Raw genomic sequence first — 18391 nt, forward strand, 5'->3', positions numbered from 1 at the left:
TGACCCTGCGGCGCCGCCCGTGGTCGCAGCCCTTTATCCCCTGCCTGTCTGGACTGCCCTGCGCGACGCGCTGCCGCAGGGGCATGCCCTTGTGCTGCTGGCGCGGCTTGATGGCTGGCCCGCGGGCTGCGGCATGGCGCAGACCCTGCCCGATGGCAGTCTGGAACTGAAGCGTCTCTATACCCGCCCCGAAGCCCGCGGCCATGGCATCGCCGCCGCGATGGTCGACCGGCTGGCGGAACATGCCCGCGCGACGGGCGCGCCGCTGCTGCGGCTCGACACCTTCACCACGCTGACCGCCGCGCGCAGACTCTATGATCGGCTGGGCTTCACCGCCTGCGGCCCCTATGCGCCGCTGCCTGCCATCGCCGAAGGCCGGCTCTGCTTTTACCAGCGCGCGCCCTGAGGCCTCAGCTTTCCGGCGTGCCGTCCTCGCGATAGACGCCCTGTTCCTTCAGCGCGTCGATGACTTCCTTGGGCATGTAGGTCTCGTCATGTTTGGCAAGGATCTCAGAGGCCTGAAACACCCCCTCCACATACCGCCCGGTGCCGACCATCCCCTCGTTCTCGCCAAAGAGATCGGGCAGCACCCCGCCAAAGACCACCGGAACCGACGCGCCGCCATCGGTGACGCTGAAGCGGATCTCCTGACCCTGTCCGCGCACCAGCGAGCCCTCCTCGACCAGACCGCCGATGCGGAAGGTCTCGGTGGGCGCGGGCGGCGCCTCCATCACCTGAGAGGGCGAGCGGAAGAAATTGATGCCGTCGCGCATGGCATAGCCGATCAGCGCCGTGGACACGACCAGCGCCACCGCCGCCAGAGCCACCACCTGAATCCTGCGCTGTTTCTTCAGCGATCTAAGCGCCATGCCATGCCTCCCCGAATGTCAGTCCTGCATTATATGGCAGATTCTGCAGATGTTGAAAGCGGGACCGGCCAGATCGCGTCAGTGCGCCGCAACCCCCTCAGGCCAGGCCCGCCCCTTCCTTCGGCCCCAAATATCCCGGGGGTCGGGGGGCAGCGCCCCCCGCCGGCGCCAGAGGCGCCGGGGATCCCGGCTCAGGCCGCTTCGAAGCTGATGGAGCGGCGCAGGAACTGCGTGGCATGGCCGGAGACGCGGCGCGGATCGCCGGTGGTCAGAAACCGGCTCTGCTGGCCGGAGCCGGACATGCCGGGATGGCGGCGCAGGTAATCCTCCAGCGAGGCGGCCACCAGATTGGCCTGCGAATAGACCGTGACCTCCGGCCCCAGCGCGTCCTGAAACACCTCCAGCAGCAGCGGATAATGGGTGCAGCCCAGAATCGCCGCCTGTGGCTGCGGCATCTTGCGCTTCAGCGCGTCGACATGGCTGCGCACCAGCGCCTCGGCAAGGATCATGTCGCCCTCCTCGATGGCATCGACGAGCCCGCCGCAGGCCTGTGCCTCCACATCCACGCCGATGGCGCGGAACGCGAGTTCGCGCTGGAAGGCCCGGCTGCGCACCGTGGCCGGGGTGGCAAACAGCGCCACATGCTGCACCGCCACTTCGCGCGGCGGGGAATTGTCGCCCCATTGCCGTTCGGTCAGCGCCTCGATCAGCGGCACGAACACGCCCAGAACCCGCTTGTCGCGCGGGATCCAGCTTTCCTGCATCCGCCGCAGCGCCGCCGCCGAGGCGGTGTTGCAGGCAAGGATCACCAGATCGCAGCCCGCATCCCACAGCCGTTCGGTGGCGGCACAGGTCAGGTTGTAGATGTCATCGGCATCCCGCACGCCATAAGGCGCATGTTTGCTGTCGGCGAAATAGACAAACGGCATCTCGGGCAGGCGCTTGGTCACCGCCTCCAGCACCGTAAGACCGCCCAGCCCGGAATCGAACACGCCAACCGCCATCTGCCCCTCCGCCCGCAATTTTCCGCCCCCGCCGACTCGCGTGCGGGGATCCGAAGCCCGGTCTTACGGCGCTTCGGATCCAATTTCCATCGCCGGTTGCGGGCGCGGTGTCATTCCGCCGCCTGCGACAGCGGCGCCCCGCCGGCCCGGATCACCGCCAGCAGCTCCTCGCGCCGCAGCGCCGCCTTTTCCGCATTGGCCTCCTTCACCGGGCCAAAGCCCCGGATCTGAAGCGGCAGTTCCGCCAGCGCCACGATGGCATCGCGGGTGGCGGGTGTCAGCCGGGGCAGCACCTCGTCCAGATCGGCCTCGTATTGTGTCCTGAGCGCGCGCTCCAGCCGCCGGTCAGCGCTGTAACCGAAGGGATCGAACGGCGTGCCGCGCAGAACCCGCAGCCGCGCCAGCAGGGCAAAACCGCGCAGCATCCAGCCGCCAAAGCGCCGCTTGACCGGACGCCCGTCCGATCCCTGCCGCGCCAGCAGCGGCGGCGCCAGATGAAAGGCCATGTCGAACCCGGGCTCGAATGTGGCCTCGGCCTTGCGCCTTGTGTCGAGATGCAGCCGCGCCACCTCGTATTCATCCTTGGGCGCCAGCAGCTTGTGATATCCCAGCGCCACCGCTTCCCGCAGGCGGGCATCCGTGATCCCTTCCAGCCGGGTGCGATAGCGCCGCGCCAGTGCGGCGCCCTGATAGGCCACCAGATGATCGGCGCGAAAGCTGATCCGCTCCTCCAGCGTGCGCGGCAGCGTTACCACCTTGGGCGCGCTAAGCGCTGCCGCCTCTGCAGGCGCCATCACGGCCCAGCGACCGATGGCAAAGGCGTGCAGGTTCTGATCGACCGCGGCGCCGTTCAGCCGCAGCGCCTCGGCGATGGCGTCCATCGGCAAGGGCAGCAGCCCGCGCTGCCATGCCGCGCCAAGGATCATCATATTGGAATAGATCGAATCCCCCATGCTGGCCTGCGCCAGATCCGTCGCATCGAACAGCGCCAGCCGATCCTTGAGCCGCGCTTCAAGAGACAGGCGCAACTGGTCAGACGGAATGGCAAATTCGGTGTTGCGGGTGAAATCGCCGGTGATGATCTCGTGGCTGTTCACCACGGCCCCGGTGACGCCGCGCCGGGTCAGGCCCAGCGTCTTGGCCCCGGCGCTGACCACCAGATCGCCGCCGATCAGCGCATGCGCCTCACCAAGGGCCACGCGAACGGCAGAGATGTCCTCGGGGCGCTTGGCCAGCCGCAGGTGGATATGCACCGCGCCGCCTTTCTGCGCGAGCCCGGCCATTTCCATCATGCCCGCCCCCAGCCCCGCGATCTGCGCCGCCTGCGCCAGCACCGCGCCAAGCGTCACCACGCCAGTGCCGCCGACGCCGGTGATGACCACGTTATGCGTGCCGTGGATCTCCGGCAGCACCGGATCGGGCAGATCGGGCAGATCCAGCGCCCGGCCACCGCCCTTGCGCCGCCGCGCGCCGTTCAGCGTCACGAAGCTGGGGCAGAAGCCGCGCAGACAGGAATAATCCTTGTTGCAGCTCGACTGGTCGATGGCGCGCTTGCGGCCCAGTTCCGTCTCCACCGGCACCAGCGACACGCAGTTGGACTGCACCCCGCAATCGCCGCAGCCCTCGCAGACATCGGTGTTGATGAAGACGCGGGTATCGGGGTCGGGGAACTGGCCGCGCTTGCGGCGGCGGCGCTTTTCGGCGGCACAGGTCTGGACATACAGAATGACCGACACGCCCGCGATCTGCGCAAAACGCCGCTGCACGGCGTCAAGATCGGACCGTTCGTGAACCTCAATACCCTGCGGGAAGTCCTTGAGAACCGGCGCCTCTTTCTCGTCATGCACCACCGCCAGATGCTGCACCCCCATCGCACGCAGTTCCTGCGCGATGCGGCCTGCGGTCAGCCCGCCTTCGTTCTTCTGGCCGCCGGTCATGGCCACGGCGTCGTTGAACAGGATTTTGTAGGTGATGGTGGTGCCCGCCGAGAGCGCCGCCCGGATCGCCTGCACCCCGGAATGGTTGTAGGTGCCGTCGCCAAGGTTCTGGAACACATGGGTGCGCGTCGAAAACGGCGCCTCGCCGATCCAGTTCGCCCCTTCGCCGCCCATATGCGTGAACCCGACCGTGTCGCGGTCCATCCACTGCACCATGTAGTGACAGCCGATCCCGGCATAGGCGCGCGCGCCTTCGGGCAGCCGGGTGGAGGTGTTGTGCGGACAGCCCGAGCAGAAATAGGGCAGCCGCGCCGCCAAATCCTGCGCATTGTCGGATTTTCGCGCCTCTTCAAGCGCTTGCAGGCCCGCCCTCACCCGGTCCGTGCCCCGGCCTTCCTCGATGAGGATCTCGCCCAGCTTGCCCGCGATCCAGACCGGATCCAGCGCGCCGCGCGTCAGAAACAGCTCCTCGCGGTGCATGCCGCCCGCGCCGCCTTTGTACCAGCCATAGACCCGCCGCCCGCGCCGGTCGTCAAAGATCGCCTCCTTGACCTGCACCTCGATCAGCTTGCGCTTTTCCTCGACGATCACGATCAGATCCAGCCCTTCGGCCCAGTCGTGAAAGCCCTTCATGTCCATCGGCCATGTCTGGCCCACCTTGTAGGTGGTGAGGCCCAGCCGGTCGGCCTCGGCCTCGGTGATGCCCAGCAGGGACAGGGCATGGACCAGATCGAGCCAGTTCTTGCCCGCCGCCACCAGCCCGATGCGCGCGCCGGGCTTGCCCCAGACCCGCCGGTCCATGCGGTTGGCATGGGAAAATGCCTCGGCGGCGAACCGCTTGTGGTCGATCATCCGCGCTTCCTGCGCGTGGGGCGTGTCCACCAGCCGGATGTTCAGCCCGCCTTCGGGCATGTCGAACTCCGGCAGGACCAGCGACATGCGGTCGGGGCGGCCATCCACCACCGCCGTCGCCTCCACCGTGTCCTTCATGGTCTTGAGCCCGACCCAGACCCCGGCAAAGCGCGACAGCGCCCAGCCATAGATGCCGTAATCCAGCACCTCCTGCACGCCTGCGGGCGACACCACCGGCATATAGGCATCCACCAGCGCCCATTCCGACTGGTGCAGCACGGTGGAGCTTTCGCCGGTATGATCGTCACCCATCGCCATCAGCACGCCGCCATGGCGCGAGGTTCCGGCCATGTTGGCATGGCGCATCACGTCGCCCGACCGGTCCACCCCCGGCCCTTTGCCATACCACAGGCCAAAGACGCCATCGAAACGCCCTTCGCCGCGCAGTTCCGCCTGCTGGCTGCCCCAGAGCGCCGTGGCCGCCAGATCCTCGTTCAGCCCTTCCTGAAAGGTGATGTCGCCCTGCGCCAGCAGCTTGCCCGCGCGGGCCATCTGCAGGTCCACCGCGCCAAGCGGCGAGCCGCGATAGCCGGTGACATAGCCTGCGGTGTTGAGCCCGGCGGCGCGGTCGCGCGCCTTCTGCATCAGCATCAGACGCACCAGCGCCTGCGTGCCGTTGAGCAGCACCGGCGATCTTTCCAGATCGAAACGGTCCTGCAGACTGATCTGCTCTTTGGCCATGCGCGCCTCCCTTCGCTCATTGCTCGTGCAGTATTCCGCCATAATAGGTCAAAAATGCTGACCATCATAGGAAATTTCTGGTGACATTTCCGTGGTAGGGTCGCAGAGCGTTTCCTTGTGCCCATCTCTTCTGTATGGGGTGCCAAAAGCGGAAAAGTTGTCGGAATGGACTGGGACAAGCTAAGAATATTTCACGCGGTTGCCGATGCCGGCAGCCTGACGCACGCGGGCGACGCGCTGCACCTGTCGCAATCGGCGGTGTCACGTCAGATTCGCGCGCTGGAGGAGTCGTTGAACACGACGCTTTTCCACCGCCATGCGCGCGGGCTGATTCTCACCGAACAGGGGGAACTGCTGTTTGATGCCACCGCTGCGATGGCCAAACGCATCGATTCCGCCACCGCCCGCATCCGCGACAGCGAGGAGGAGGTGTTCGGCGAACTGAAGGTCACCACCACCCATGGCTTCGGCGTGCTGTGGCTGGCGCCGCGTCTGACCAAGCTCTACGAAAAATACCCCGATCTGCGCATCGACCTGATGCTGGAGGAGCGGGTGCTGGATCTGCCCATGCGCGAGGCCGATGTGGCGATCCGCATGAAAGAGCCCAGTCAGGCCGATCTGATCCGCAAGCGGCTGATGTCGATCCGGATGCGCATGTATGCCTCCCCCGCCTATCTGGAGGCGCGCGGCGTGCCGGAGTCGCTGGAGGATCTGTCGCACCACCGGCTGATCTGCCAGAACACCAGCTCTGCGCAGGTGACGGCGGGCAAGACGATGATCCAGGATCTGCTGGCCTATGACATCCAGACCTCGCTGACGGTGAACAACTATTTCGGCGTGCTGCAGGCGGTGATTTCCAATCTCGGCATCGGGGTGCTGCCCGATTACATCATCGAGGATTTCCCGAACGTGGTCCGCGTCCTGCCAGAGGTGGAATCCAACGAGGTGCCGGTCTTCCTCGCCTATCCGGAGGAGCTGCGCCATTCCAAGCGGGTCAGCGCTTTCCGCGACTTCGTGCAGGAAGAGATCTTTGCCCATCGCCGCCAGCTGAAGGCCATGGGCGCGGGCTGACAGTTTTCCGTTTGCCTGCAAACAAAGCGGGCCATGCATTAACTGCATAGCGGCAATGCCAAACTGTCAGTGAGTTGCGGGTTGATCGACTCACAACCGACGACATATTAGGCAGATGAAGGCTGAAGCGCCCTCTGGCGCATCATCTTCATACCTCCCTGTTGGACTTCGGCCGAGCCTTGTGCTCGGCCTTTTTTTTGGCCGTCGCCCGGGTGCTGCGCCGTGGCGGGCGGTCGGGACTTCCCCCCGCGGCTGCATTGCCGTAAAGCGGGCCGCAACGCCGACAAAGGGGATTCAGCATGCAGGAACCGGCCATCACCGAAGAGCTTATCGCCGCACATGGCATCAAGCCCGACGAATACGCGCGTATCCTGCAGATCCTGAACCGAGAGCCGACCTTTACCGAGCTTGGCATCTTTTCGGCGATGTGGAACGAACACTGCTCTTACAAGTCGTCGAAAATCCATCTGCGCAACCTGCCGACCAGCGGTCCGCAGGTGATCTGCGGCCCCGGCGAAAATGCCGGTGTGGTCGATATCGGTGACGGGCAGGCCGTGGTCTTCAAGATGGAAAGCCACAACCACCCCTCGTATATCGAGCCCTATCAGGGCGCGGCCACCGGGGTGGGCGGCATTCTGCGCGACGTGTTCACCATGGGCGCGCGCCCCATCGCCGCGATGAACGCGCTGAGCTTCGGCGACAAGGACCACCCCAAGACCCGGCGTCTGGTTCATGGCGTCGTCGAAGGCGTGGGCGGCTATGGCAATGCCTTTGGCGTGCCCACCGTGGGCGGCGAGGTGCGGTTCCATTCCGCCTATAACGGCAACTGTCTGGTCAACGCCTTTGCGGCGGGGCTCGCCGATGCCGACAAGATTTTCTACTCCGCCGCGTCGGGTGTCGGGCGTCCGGTGGTCTATCTGGGCGCCAAGACCGGGCGTGACGGCGTGGGCGGCGCCACCATGGCCAGCGCCGAATTCGACGAGAGCATCGAGGAAAAGCGCCCCACCGTGCAGGTGGGCGATCCCTTCACCGAAAAGCGCCTGATGGAAGCCTGTCTGGAGCTGATGATGACCGGCGCCGTGATCTCCATTCAGGACATGGGGGCTGCGGGCCTGACCTGTTCCGCCGTGGAGATGGGCGACAAGGGCAATCTGGGCGTGCGGCTGGATCTGGAAAAGGTGCCTGTCCGCGAACGCCACATGACCGCCTACGAGATGATGCTGTCGGAATCGCAGGAACGCATGCTGATGGTGCTCGACCCCGCCAAGGAGGCCGAGGCCAAGGCGGTGTTCGACAAATGGGATCTGGATTTCGCCATCATCGGCGAGACGATCCCCGAAGACCGCTTCCTCATCATGCTCAATGGCGAGTGCAAGGCAGATCTGCCGCTGAAGGCGCTGTCGGGCAATGCCCCGGAATATGACCGCCCGTGGCAGCCGACCCCCCCCGCCGCGCCGCTGGACGATGTGCCGGGCATTGATGCCGTGGACGGGCTGCGGGCGCTGGTCGCCTCGCCCAACTACTGCTCCCGCGAATGGGTCTGGCAGCAGTATGACAGTCAGGTCATGGCCGATACCGTGCGCATCCCCGGCTTTGGCGCGGGCGTGATCCGGGTGCATGGCACCGACAAGAAGCTGGCCTTCACCTCGGACGTGACGCCGCGCTACGTCAAGGCCAACCCGGTCGAAGGCGGCAAGCAGGCGGTGGCCGAGGCCTATCGCAACCTCAGCGCCGTGGGCGCCCTGCCCTTGGCCACCACCGACAACCTGAATTTCGGCAATCCCGAAAAGCCCGAGATCATGGGCCAGCTTGTGGGCGCGCTGCAGGGCATCGGCGAGGCCTGCCTTGCGCTTGATATGCCCATCGTGTCGGGCAACGTGTCGCTTTACAACGAAACCGACGGCGTGGGCATCCTGCCCACCCCCACCATCGGCGCCGTGGGCCTGATTGCCGCAGGCGAAGAGCCGATCCTTGGCTTTGCCCGCGACGGCCATGTGGCGCTGCTGCTGGGACGCAGCGGCAGCCATCTGGGCCAGTCCGCGCTGCTGGCGGAGGTGTTCAACCGCGAAGAAGGCGACGCGCCCGCGGTCGATCTGGCCGAGGAAAAGCGCAATGGCAGCTTCATCCGCGCCAACCGCGACTGGATCAAATGCTGCACCGATCTCAGCGATGGCGGGCTGGCGCTGGCCGCGTTCGAGATGGCCGAGGCTTCGGGCGTGGGCGTGCAGCTGGACAGCGGCGATACCGCCGAACTCTTTGGCGAGGATCAGGGCCGCTATCTGATCGCCTGCAACTTCGACGCCGCCGAAGCGCTGATGTCCGCCGCCTCGCAGGCCGGGGTGACGCTGTCCAGCGTCGGAAAATTCAGCGGCGACACGATCCGCATGGGCCAGACCGAGGCAAGCCTTGCCGAATTGTCCGCGCTGTATCGCGGCCGCTTTGGTGAAATATTCGGCTAAGATTCGCCTAATGCGGGCGATGACACTATTCCGGACATTGCCCTTCGCTTGAATCTGAGGCAATTGACCCGCAGTTTCACGGATCGGTCATAGACCTGTCATGTGAGACTGCGGATTTTCGTCGTGAAGTGTCATATCCTTCTGACACGAACAGCTTTACGGGACGCTCTGGTTCGGCCTGACACGGAGAGGCGGAATTTTTGCGTTCCTGACGTGCTCAGCCATTGAGTACGGCTGTTTCCGTTCTACAACTTTAACGGGTAACCATGTTCCTGAGGCTGCGGGGTTTGTGACTTTTTCCTATTTCACGAAACGGAAGATATGAATAACTGGGACGATCTGCGTTTCCTCGTCGCGCTATCAAAGACGGGGACCATGACGGCCGCAGCAAAGCTGCTTGGCACGAATACCGCCACGGTTTCACGCCGCATCGATCGGCTGTCCGAGGCACTGGGTCGGCCGGCTTTCATCAAGACCTCAGAGGGCTGGCGCCCCTCTGATGCGGTACGCGATCTGATCCATGTGGCGCAGAATTTCGACGGACAGCTGCAATCCACCCTCAACCGCCAGAGCGACGAGATGGAGGCGGAGCAGGTTTCGCTGAACCTCGGCTGCGTGCCGGTGGTGATAGCGCTGATCCTGTTTCCGGGCCTCACCCATCACGCCAACATGCTGCGCGGCATCAAGCTGACCATCAGCGACCGGCTGGGCCGCGAAGGTCTGGGCGAAAACGATCTGGTGGTGCAGTTCGGGCGCCCCGAACAGGGCCGGATCGTCGCGCGCCGCGCCGGGCAGATGAGCTTCCGGCTTTATCGGTTCTGTGACGGTGACACGTCCGGCGATTGGGCTGGGCTCAACGACGCCCCCAATTCCAGCCCCTTCATGGCGCAGGCCCGCACGTGGTTTGACTGCGAACCCAAGCTGAAGGTCGACAATTTTGTCGCCCTGCACGGTCTGATGCAGGTGACCCGCCTGCCCGGCCCGCTGCCCGATCTTCTGGCCCGGCGCGATCCCGATCTGGTGCCCGTGCAGCCCGAGGCCAATCCCTTTGTGGTGGAATGCTGGCTGTTCTACCATGAAAGCCGCCGCAGCGATCCGGGCATGCGCCGCGCCGTGGACTGGGTGATTCACTGTTTCGAGGAATTTGGCATGGATGTCATGCCAAAGATCGGGCGCGTGCACGCCTGACAGGGCCTGCAGCCGCGCGGTGGTTAGGTTATTTTCCTGATGATTTCCTTGAATGGCCTCGCAGCTGTCGCGGGGCCAAGGCAGCGGCAGGCGCTTGGCGCCTGAAACCCTGCCCGTCTATGTGGCAAAAGACGGCCCCCGCAGAGGCCGCCTTGTCGCACGGAGCGCGGACGGTCACAGACCGTAAAGCCGCCCGAACTTTTCTTCCAGATAGTCCAGCAGCGGCGCTTCGGTCGGGGCCGTTCCGCAGGCGCGGGTGATGACCTCGCGCGGGGTATAAAGCCCGCCATGCTGCTGCACCGCCTCGCGCAGCCAGCCGGTGGCGGCGCGCAGATCGCCCTGCGCCAGCTGCGCCTCCAGATCCGGCACCGCCTGCCGCAGCGCCTGCAGCAGACAGCCTGCATAGACATTGCCCAGCGTGTAGGTCGGGAAATAGCCGAAGAGCCCCGCCGACCAGTGCACGTCCTGCAGCACCCCGTTCGAGGGCCGGTCGACGGCAAAGCCGAAATCGGCGGCAAAGCGGGCGTTCCATGCCTCTTCCAGATCGACGACATCCAGATCGCCCGCGATCAGCGCCTGTTCCAGATCGAAGCGCAGCAGCACATGCAGGTTATACTGCACCTCGTCGGATTCGGTGCGGATGTAGTTGTTCTGCACCCGGTTGACGGCAGCATAAAACGCCTCCGCATCCAGCCCCAGATCGCCGAAGCCTTCGGTCATGCGGCCATGCAGCCAGCCACAGAAGGCACGGCTGCGGCCAAGCTGGTTTTCATAGATCCGGCTCTGGCTTTCATGCACGCCCATGGACACGCCCTGTCCCAGCGGCGTGAAGCGGTAGCCGGGCCGGATCGCCTGTTCATAGGCGGCATGGCCCACCTCATGGATGGTGGAATAGGCGCAGTTGAACGGATCAAGCGGGCTGGTGCGCGTGGTGATGCGCACGTCATCGCCCGAGCCGGAGCTGAACGGATGCACCGCCTTGTCGATGCGCCCGCGCGTCATGTCATAGCCGAAGGTTTCGGCCAGCAGCTGCGACAGCCGCAGCTGCGCCGCCTCATCGAAGGTGCCCTCCAGCGGGCGCGGCGCGGGCCGGTCAAGGATCGCCTGCCGCAGCGCCACCAGACGCGGACGCAGCGCGCCGAACATCTGGGCCAGATCCGCCGCCGTGGTGCCCGGCTCGTAATCGTCGAGCAGCGCGTCATAGGCGGTGCCGCCCTGCGCCAGCGCCTGCCCCTCCGCGCGCTTCAGCGCCACCACCTCGGCCAGCACCGGGGCGAAAGCGGCAAAATTGTCATCCGCCCGCGCCTCGGCCCAGATGCGATGCGCCCGGCTGGTCAGCCGCGCCAGATCGGCGGCAAGCGCGCCCGGCACCCGCGAGGCCCGCTCGAAGCTGCGGCGGATGTGGCGGATCTGCGCGCGCCCCTCCTCGTCCAGCGTGGCGGGGTCGATGGCGGCCAGCCAGTCGCCGACGCGCGGATCGGTGCGCCGCGCATGCAGCACCCCCTCCAGCGCCGCCATCTCCTCGGACCGCTGCTCCCCGGCGCCGCCCGGCATCATGGTTTCCTGATCCCAGCCCAGACGGCCCGCGATCTGCGCCAGCGCGCCGGTGTCACGCTCAAAGCGCATCAGGTCATCAAAGGCGGTCATGTGCGGGATCCCCGGATGGATTGCGGAACAGGATATTGGGCGCCAAAGCGCGCGCGCAGGATCAGCACCCACAGCACCACAGCGCCCAGCTGATGGGTGATGGCGATATGCCACGGCGCTACGTAGAGCACGGTGGCAATGCCCAGCACCACCTGCAGCACCATCACCGCCATCACGGCGTTGAAGCGGAAGCGGGTGTCAGCATTGGGCGACCGGCGCCCGCGCAGCCAGACCACGATGCCGAAGACGAACAGCAGATAGCCCGCCATGCGGTGCAGGAACTGCACCAGACCCGGATCCTCGAAGAAATTGCGCCAGACCGGCTGCAGCGCAAAGGGTTCTGGCGGAAAGAACCCGCCCGCCATCAGCGGCCAGTCGGTATAGCTGCGCCCGGCATCGATCCCCGCCACCAGCGCGCCCAGCAGGATCTGCAGGAAGGCGAAATGCAAAAGGCCGGTGGACATGGAAAAGAGCTTCGGCTCGCGCAGCCGCCGCGCCTGCATCAAGGCCCGCTCCTCGCGCCCCAGCAGAAACACATACCACGCGACAAAGCCAAGGATGACAAAGGCCAGCCCCAGATGCGTCGCCAGCCGGTAAGAGGCCACGGCGATCATGTCGCCCGTCAGGCCGGAGGCCACCATCCACCAGCCCACGGCGCCCTGCACCCCGCCCAGACCCCCCAGCAGCAGCAGCCGCTTGGTCCAGCCTGTGGGGATCTGCCGCGCCACCAGAAAGCCGACAAAGCCCAGGGCCCAGACCAGCCCGATCACCCGGCCCAGCTGGCGATGGCCCCATTCCCACCAGTAGATGCTCTTGAACTCCTGCAGGGTCATGCCCTTGTTCAGCAGCTCGTATTGCGGGATCTGGCGGTAAAGCGCGAACTCTTCCTCCCATTCCGCCACGCTCAGCGGCGGGATGGCCCCATGCAGCGGCTTCCATTCGGTGATGGACAGGCCGCTATCGGTCAGCCGGGTCAGCCCGCCCACCACGATCATGGCCATGACCAGCGCAAAGATCAGCATCAGCCACAGCCGGATCGCGCCGCGCGCGCCGCCCCGGCCCCGGTCGATCATGCCGCCCGACGGCTCCGCCCGCGCGGCGCCCTCGCCAACCTCTTCGAAAAGCTTGCGCTTCTGGGCCATGCCCGTCTCCTTACCTGTTCGCGGTCAGGACGATAGGCCGCGCCCCCGCCCCCTTCAACCGCGTTCCTTCCAGCGGACCATCTGCCGCAGCACCCCGTGCAGCGTCTTCACGTCCTCGCTGGTCAGGGGCATCCGGCTCCACAGGTTGCGCAGCGTCAGCTTCATGCTGGCCGCCTTGTGCTCGGGGAAAAAGAACCCCGCCTCCTCCAGACGCCCCTCGTAATGCTCGGCCAGCTTCTCGACCTCGATGGCGCTGGCCCAGTCGGCCCCGGCCATCTCCATCCGCAGCCCGTCCACCTCGGCGCTGGCCCTACGCCATTCATAGGCACAAAGCAGCACGCATTGCGCCAGATTGAGCGAGGGGAATTCCGGGTTCACCGGTACCGAGATCAGCGCATTGGCCAGCGCCACATCGGTATTCTCCAGCCCCGCGCGTTCCGGCCCGAACAGCACCGCCACCCGGCCCCCCGCCGCGATGCGCGCCTGCGCCTCGGTCATGGCGCGTTCGGGCGAATAGACCGGCTTGGTCAGCCCGCGCACCCGCGCCGTGGTGGCCAGCACCAGATCGCAGTCGGCCACCGCCTCGGCGGCGCTCTCCACCAGCCAGGCCTCGTCCAGCAGCCGCCCCGCGCCAGAAGCCATGGCCACCGCCTGCGGATTGGGCCAGCCGTCGCGCGGGCTGACCAGCCGCATGTGATCCAGCCCGAAATTCCACATCGCCCGCGCCGCAGCGCCGATATTCTCGCCCATCTGGGGCCGCACCAGCACAAAGGCCGGTTGCCTGACATCGCCTGCCATGCCGTCTCCCTTGATTGTCGCGCCCCGGATAGTCCCGCCTGCGGGCAGGAGCAAGGATCAGGGCTTCCATTGGCTCCAAATATCCCCGCCGGAGGCTCCGGCCTCGCCGCCGGCGCCCCGCCGGGCAGGAAATGCTGTGGCCCCCCTTGGCTTGTCCCCATGCCCCGGGATATAGGGGCCGGACATCTTGATCAGGAGCCGCGCCATGGCCGACACAGACCAGCCTCAGCTCTATCTCATCACCCCGCCCGATTTCGATCTTGGCAGCTATCCCGAGCAGCTGGCGCGGGTGCTGGACAGCACCGACTTCGCCTGCCTGCGCCTGTCGCTGGCCACCCGCGACGAAGACCGCCTGCTGCGTGCCGCCGATGCGGTGCGCGAGGTGGCGCATCGCTTTGACGTGGCGCTGGTGATCGACACCCATGTGGTGCTGGCGCAACGGCTCGGGCTTGACGGCGTGCACCTGACCGACGGCTCGCGCTCGGTGCGGGTCGCGCGCAAGGAACTGGGCCCGGATGCCATCGTCGGCGCCTTCTGCGGCACCTCGCGCCATGACGGCATGGTCGCGGGCGAGGCGGGCGCGGATTACGTGGCGCTTGGCCCCGTCGGCTCCGTCGCACTTGGCGATGGCAGCAAGGTGGAGTTCGACGTGTTCGAATGGTGGTCGCAGGTGATCGAACTGCCGGTGGTGGCCGAAGGCGGGCTGACGCCCGAGCTTGTCACCCAGCTGGCCCCGGTCACCGATTTCTTCGGCATCGGCGAAGAGATCTGGTCCGCCGAGGATCCGGTGGCCGCCCTCGCCCTGCTGACCGCCCCCCTGCGCTGACCGCGATCCGCGCTGCCGTCTCGCGGCGCTGATCCCCTACCTGCGGCCGCGCAGCGGCGCATGGCCGTCGCGCACCTGCGCCTCCAGAAACGCCGCCAGCGCCTTGCGGTCGGAAAAGGCGCTGGCCAGCACCGGGCGGTGATAGGTGACCTCCACCCGGCCCTGACGCCGCGCCGACAGCACCTGCAGCAGATGCGGCCCCAGCGCCATGTCGCCCCACCATGCATAAAAACGCGGATCGGCGCCGCGCGGCGCGTGCCATGTCACGGTGATCGCCTGCAGGCGCATGTCGGCGGGCACGCCCTCGGCCAGAAAGGCGGCAAAAAGCGAGGTCTTGAACGGCAGCACCCGCAGCCCGTCGCTGGAGGTGCCTTCGGGAAAGAACAGCAGCCGATGCCCCAGCGCCAGCCTTTCGCCAAAGATCCGCGCCTGATCCGGGGCCGCCCGACGGTCGCGCGCGATGAACAGCGTGCCCGCCAGCCGCGCCAGCGCGCCGATGCCGGGCCAGTCGCGCACCTCGGATTTGGCGACAAAACACACGCTGCATCTTGCGTTCAGCGCAAGGATGTCCAGCCACGAGCCGTGATTGGCCACCATCGCCCCCGGCCCGCGCAGCGGGCGTCCGCGCATCTGCAGCCTGATCCCCAGCGCCCTCAGCCCCATGCGGCAGATCGCCTGCGACACCCTTGGCGAAAAGGGCCTGCGGCGCCGCCAGATCAGCCATTCCAGCCCGCGCAGCGGCAGCTTCACCAGAATCCCCGCCAGCAGCACCAGCAGCAGCAGCGTGCCGCGCAGCCCCGCCCGGATCCAGCCCGCCGCCCGCAGGGGTACGGGATCCGGCGCGGGATCCGGTCCGAACCATGTCGGACTGCTCATCCCCGGCCCCGTGTATACAGCCCCGCGACCTGTGAATTCAGCCGCGCAGTATCCATCAGCAGACAGACATCGGTGGTGTTGAAGGCATGGTCGACAAAGGCGCCATCACCCACCACGCCCCCCAGCCGCAGATAGCCCTTGATCAGCGCGGGCGTCTCCAGCATGGCGCGGCGGCGGTCGATCTCGGCCTCGGGCAGCAGATCCATCGGCTGATAGGCGCGCGAGCGCACACGCAGATCCTCGGGCGCCAGATGGCGGGCGCGCAGCAGCGACAGCGGATGCGCCAGCGCCTGCACATCGGTGCCGTGAAACGACGCGGTGCCGAACAGGATCTCGATCTTGTGCTCGGCGACATAGCCCGCCAGCCCCTGCCACAGCCGCATCACGCCGGAGCCGCCGCGGTAATCGGGATGCAGGCAGGACCGGCCCAGTTCCAGCAGGCGCCGCCCGGTGGCGCGCAGCGGCGCCAGATCGTATTCATCCTCGGAATAGAACTGCCCGGCCTCGGCGGCCTGATCGTCGCGCAGCAGCCGGTAGACCCCCACCACGGCATTGTCGCGGCGGCCATCGGTCAGGATCAGGTGATCGAAGAACGGATCGAAGCGGTCGCATTCCAGCCGGTTTTCGTGATCGACCAGCGTGCCGCCGCCGCCCAGTTCCTCGACAAAGACCTCGTAGCGCAGGCGCTGCGCTGCGGCGATGTCCTCCGCGTCGCGGGCCAGCCGCACAGTCAGTTCCCGGTCGTCCAGAGCCATCGCGCTCCCCTTCACGCTCGACGCGGTTCTAATCCGGCACGGCGCAAAGGAAAACCGCTTTCGGTCCGGCAGATGTCGGGTGCGGGGCCGGGATTAATCATTCGTAAAGCATTGCGCCGCAGGCTAGGCTTCAAAAATCGGCACCAGCGCGACACGGCGGCCATCCAGCACCACCTTGCCCTGTTCGCGGAAGTTGACGGTGATACGGCCTGAGATATTGGATTGCACCTGCCCCACCCCCCACTCCGGCTGGTCCGGATGCTGGACCAGCATGCCGGGTTCAAGAAATGCGTTGAGTTCGTCCATAGCGGCGTCCCGATCTGTAAGAGGAAAGCGGAGATGTTCGATGATAGTGCCAAGCTGGCCACTCTGGTAGGGTCGCGCCTGTGCCATGATCTGGTCAGCCCGATTGGTGCCATCCGCAACGGGCTGGAACTGGTGGCGCTGTCCGGCGCGGGCGGCGGATCCGAGGAAATGACCCTGATCGAGGACAGCTGCGCCTCTGCGGCGGCGCGGATCGCCTTTTTCCGCATCGCCTTCGGCAGCGCCAAGGGGGAACAGATGATCGGGCGGCGCGAGATCACCAAGCTTCTGGCGGAATACTGCCGGGGCGGGCGCATCATGCCGGACTGGCAGCCCACCGCCGACACGCCGCGCCCGACCGTGCAGCTGGTGCTTCTGGGCTGGCTCTGCTGCGAAAGCGCGCTGCCGCAGGGCGGCACCATCACCGTCAGCACCGACGGCACGACATGGCGGCTGAGCGCCGCAGGTCCGCGCCTGCAGCTTGAGCCGGATGTCTGGGCGCAGCTGTCGACCACCGCGCTGGCGCAGGTCATCACCCCCGCGCGGGTGCAGTTCGCCTGCCTGTCCATGCTTGCCGCCGTGGCGGGACGACAGCTGGAGGTGGCGGACCAGCCGGGCGCGGTCACCCTGCTGATCCGCTGAACCCGGTCAGGCGCGGGTCGCCCCGTCAGAGCGCACCACATATTTGAAGCTGGTCAGCTGTTCGGCGCCCACCGGGCCGCGCGCATGCATCTTGCCGGTGGCGATGCCGATCTCCGCCCCCATGCCGAATTCGCCGCCATCGGCGAACTGGGTGGAGGAGTTGATCATCACGATGGCGCTGTCCACCCGCTCGACAAAGCGGTCGATCGCCGCCTCGTCCTGCGACAGGATGCAGTCGGTATGCTGCGAGCCGTAGCGGCGGATATGGGCGATGGCCTCGTCCTCGTCCGCCACCACCCGCGCCGCGATGATGCTGTCCAGATATTCGCGGCCCCAGTCCTCGGGCGTGGCGGGCACGGTGCCCGGGATGGCCTGCAGCGCCGCATCGGCCCGCACCTCCACCCCGGCTTCCAGCAGCGCGCGAATCACGCCCTGTCCGATGGTGTCCACCACCTCGGCATGGATCAGCAGGCATTCGGCGGCGCCGCAGATGCCGGTGCGCCGGGTCTTGGCGTTCTTGACCACCTTGAGCGCGGTGACCGGATCGGCGTCCTTGTCGATATAGACATGCACGATGCCTTCGAGATGGGCAAAGACCGGCACCCGCGCCTCGCGCTGCACCAGCCCCACCAGCCCCTTGCCGCCGCGCGGCACGATCACGTCGACGTAGTCGGTCATGCTCAGCAGTTCGGACACCGCCGCGCGGTCGCGCGTCGGCACCAGCTGGATCGCGTCTTCGGGCAGACCGGCGGCGCGTAGCCCGTCGACCAGACAGGCATGCAGCGCGGTGGAGCTGTGATGGCTTTCCGATCCGCCGCGCAGAATCACCGCATTGCCGGATTTCAGGCACAGCGCGCCCGCATCGGCGGTGACGTTGGGGCGCGATTCGTAGATCACCCCCACCACCCCCAGCGGCGTGCGCACGCGGCGGATATGCAGCCCGTTGGGCCGGTCCCATTCGGCCAGCACCTCGCCCACCGGATCGGGCTGGGCGGCGATGGCGCGCAGGCCCTCGGCCACGCCCCGCAGCCGGTCCTCGGTCAGCAGCAGGCGGTCCATCATCGCGTCGCTCAGACCCTTGTCGCGGCCAAACTCCAGATCCTTGGCATTGGCGTCCAGAATTTCGGCGCGGCGGGTCCAGACGGCCTCTGCCGCCGCCTCCAGCGCCGCGGCCTTCGCCTCTGGCGGGGCAAAGGCCAGAACAGCCGCAGCCGCGCGGGCGCGGGTGCCCAGATCGGTCATGATGGCGGGAATGTCTGTCAGGTCTTTCATCGCTTTGCC

Annotated in this window: 16 protein-coding genes; 6 read left to right on the forward strand and 10 right to left on the reverse strand. The window is 66.7% G+C overall.

Translation table 11 applies throughout. The features are described 5' to 3' along the window. Positions 1-19: 19 nt before the first annotated feature. Positions 20-406, forward strand: coding sequence for a GNAT family N-acetyltransferase (locus tag VK682_RS15610; RefSeq protein WP_230794550.1), 387 nt, complete (start codon positions 20-22; stop codon positions 404-406). Positions 407-410: 4 nt separating this feature from the next. Here VK682_RS15610 and ccmE read toward each other — a convergent pair whose 3' ends face one another. The 3 genes from ccmE to VK682_RS15625 all read right to left on the reverse strand — a co-directional run bounded on the left by ccmE (position 411) and on the right by VK682_RS15625 (position 5403). Further along, a complete protein-coding gene (gene ccmE / locus VK682_RS15615) occupies positions 411-869 on the reverse strand; it encodes a cytochrome c maturation protein CcmE (protein ID WP_230794549.1) in 459 nt (152 codons plus the stop codon). A gap of 191 nt (positions 870-1060) precedes the next feature. After that, positions 1061-1873, reverse strand: coding sequence for a glutamate racemase (gene murI / locus VK682_RS15620; RefSeq protein WP_230794548.1), 813 nt, complete (start codon positions 1871-1873; stop codon positions 1061-1063). Between the two features lie 110 nt (positions 1874-1983). Further along, positions 1984-5403, reverse strand: a complete 3420-nt coding sequence (locus tag VK682_RS15625) for an indolepyruvate ferredoxin oxidoreductase family protein (RefSeq protein WP_230794547.1) — start codon at positions 5401-5403, stop codon at positions 1984-1986. A gap of 165 nt (positions 5404-5568) precedes the next feature. Between VK682_RS15625 and VK682_RS15630 the strand changes: the two genes are divergently transcribed. The 3 genes from VK682_RS15630 to VK682_RS15640 all read left to right on the forward strand — a co-directional run bounded on the left by VK682_RS15630 (position 5569) and on the right by VK682_RS15640 (position 10121). After that, positions 5569-6474, forward strand: a complete 906-nt coding sequence (locus VK682_RS15630) for a LysR family transcriptional regulator (protein WP_089851441.1) — start codon at positions 5569-5571, stop codon at positions 6472-6474. A gap of 299 nt (positions 6475-6773) precedes the next feature. Then, positions 6774-8933, forward strand: coding sequence for a phosphoribosylformylglycinamidine synthase subunit PurL (gene purL / locus VK682_RS15635; protein WP_230794546.1), 2160 nt, complete (start codon positions 6774-6776; stop codon positions 8931-8933). A 321-nt stretch (positions 8934-9254) separates the two neighbouring features. Further along, positions 9255-10121 carry a LysR family transcriptional regulator gene (locus VK682_RS15640; protein WP_269061874.1) on the forward strand — a complete coding sequence of 289 codons (867 nt, stop codon included), beginning with the start codon at positions 9255-9257 and terminating at the stop codon, positions 10119-10121. Between the two features lie 174 nt (positions 10122-10295). Here the strand turns inward: VK682_RS15640 and VK682_RS15645 are convergent, their stop codons facing one another. The 3 genes from VK682_RS15645 to VK682_RS15655 are packed head-to-tail and all read right to left on the reverse strand — an operon-like array spanning position 10296 to position 13708. Beyond that, positions 10296-11768 (reverse strand): carboxypeptidase M32, encoded by a 1473-nt coding sequence (locus VK682_RS15645; protein WP_230794544.1) that lies wholly within the window; start codon positions 11766-11768, stop codon positions 10296-10298. Beyond that, positions 11765-12910 (reverse strand): heme A synthase, encoded by a 1146-nt coding sequence (ctaA, locus tag VK682_RS15650; RefSeq protein WP_230794543.1) that lies wholly within the window; start codon positions 12908-12910, stop codon positions 11765-11767. The genes VK682_RS15645 and ctaA overlap by 4 nt, the downstream gene beginning before the upstream one ends. Positions 12911-12964: 54 nt before the next feature. Beyond that, on the reverse strand, positions 12965-13708 hold the full coding sequence (locus VK682_RS15655) for an RNA methyltransferase (protein ID WP_089851451.1): 744 nt from the start codon (positions 13706-13708) through the stop codon (positions 12965-12967). Between the two features lie 205 nt (positions 13709-13913). Between VK682_RS15655 and VK682_RS15660 the strand changes: the two genes are divergently transcribed. Further along, on the forward strand, positions 13914-14534 hold the full coding sequence (locus VK682_RS15660) for a thiamine phosphate synthase (RefSeq protein ID WP_089851454.1): 621 nt from the start codon (positions 13914-13916) through the stop codon (positions 14532-14534). 36 nt (positions 14535-14570) lie between these two features. On the opposite strand, the gene olsA is transcribed toward VK682_RS15660, so the two are convergent. The 3 genes from olsA to VK682_RS15675 form a co-directional block, all read right to left on the reverse strand. Next, positions 14571-15410, reverse strand: coding sequence for a lyso-ornithine lipid O-acyltransferase (gene olsA, locus VK682_RS15665; protein WP_230794541.1), 840 nt, complete (start codon positions 15408-15410; stop codon positions 14571-14573). Then, positions 15407-16165: an L-ornithine N(alpha)-acyltransferase gene (gene olsB, locus VK682_RS15670; RefSeq protein ID WP_230794540.1), complete on the reverse strand. Its 759-nt coding sequence runs from the start codon at positions 16163-16165 to the stop codon at positions 15407-15409. Before olsB ends, olsA begins: the two co-directional genes overlap by 4 nt. Before the next feature lie 123 nt (positions 16166-16288). Then, a complete protein-coding gene (locus VK682_RS15675) occupies positions 16289-16471 on the reverse strand; it encodes a DUF3553 domain-containing protein (RefSeq protein WP_089847844.1) in 183 nt (60 codons plus the stop codon). A gap of 33 nt (positions 16472-16504) precedes the next feature. Between VK682_RS15675 and VK682_RS15680 the strand changes: the two genes are divergently transcribed. Then, positions 16505-17110 carry a histidine phosphotransferase family protein gene (locus VK682_RS15680; RefSeq protein WP_230794539.1) on the forward strand — a complete coding sequence of 202 codons (606 nt, stop codon included), beginning with the start codon at positions 16505-16507 and terminating at the stop codon, positions 17108-17110. 6 nt (positions 17111-17116) lie between these two features. On the opposite strand, the gene VK682_RS15685 is transcribed toward VK682_RS15680, so the two are convergent. Next, a complete protein-coding gene (locus VK682_RS15685; RefSeq protein ID WP_230794538.1) occupies positions 17117-18382 on the reverse strand; it encodes a glutamate-5-semialdehyde dehydrogenase in 1266 nt (421 codons plus the stop codon). Positions 18383-18391 lie beyond the last annotated feature (9 nt).

The organism is Salipiger marinus, from assembly GCF_035481585.1.
Taxonomy (GTDB): Bacteria; Pseudomonadota; Alphaproteobacteria; order Rhodobacterales; family Rhodobacteraceae; genus Salipiger; species Salipiger marinus.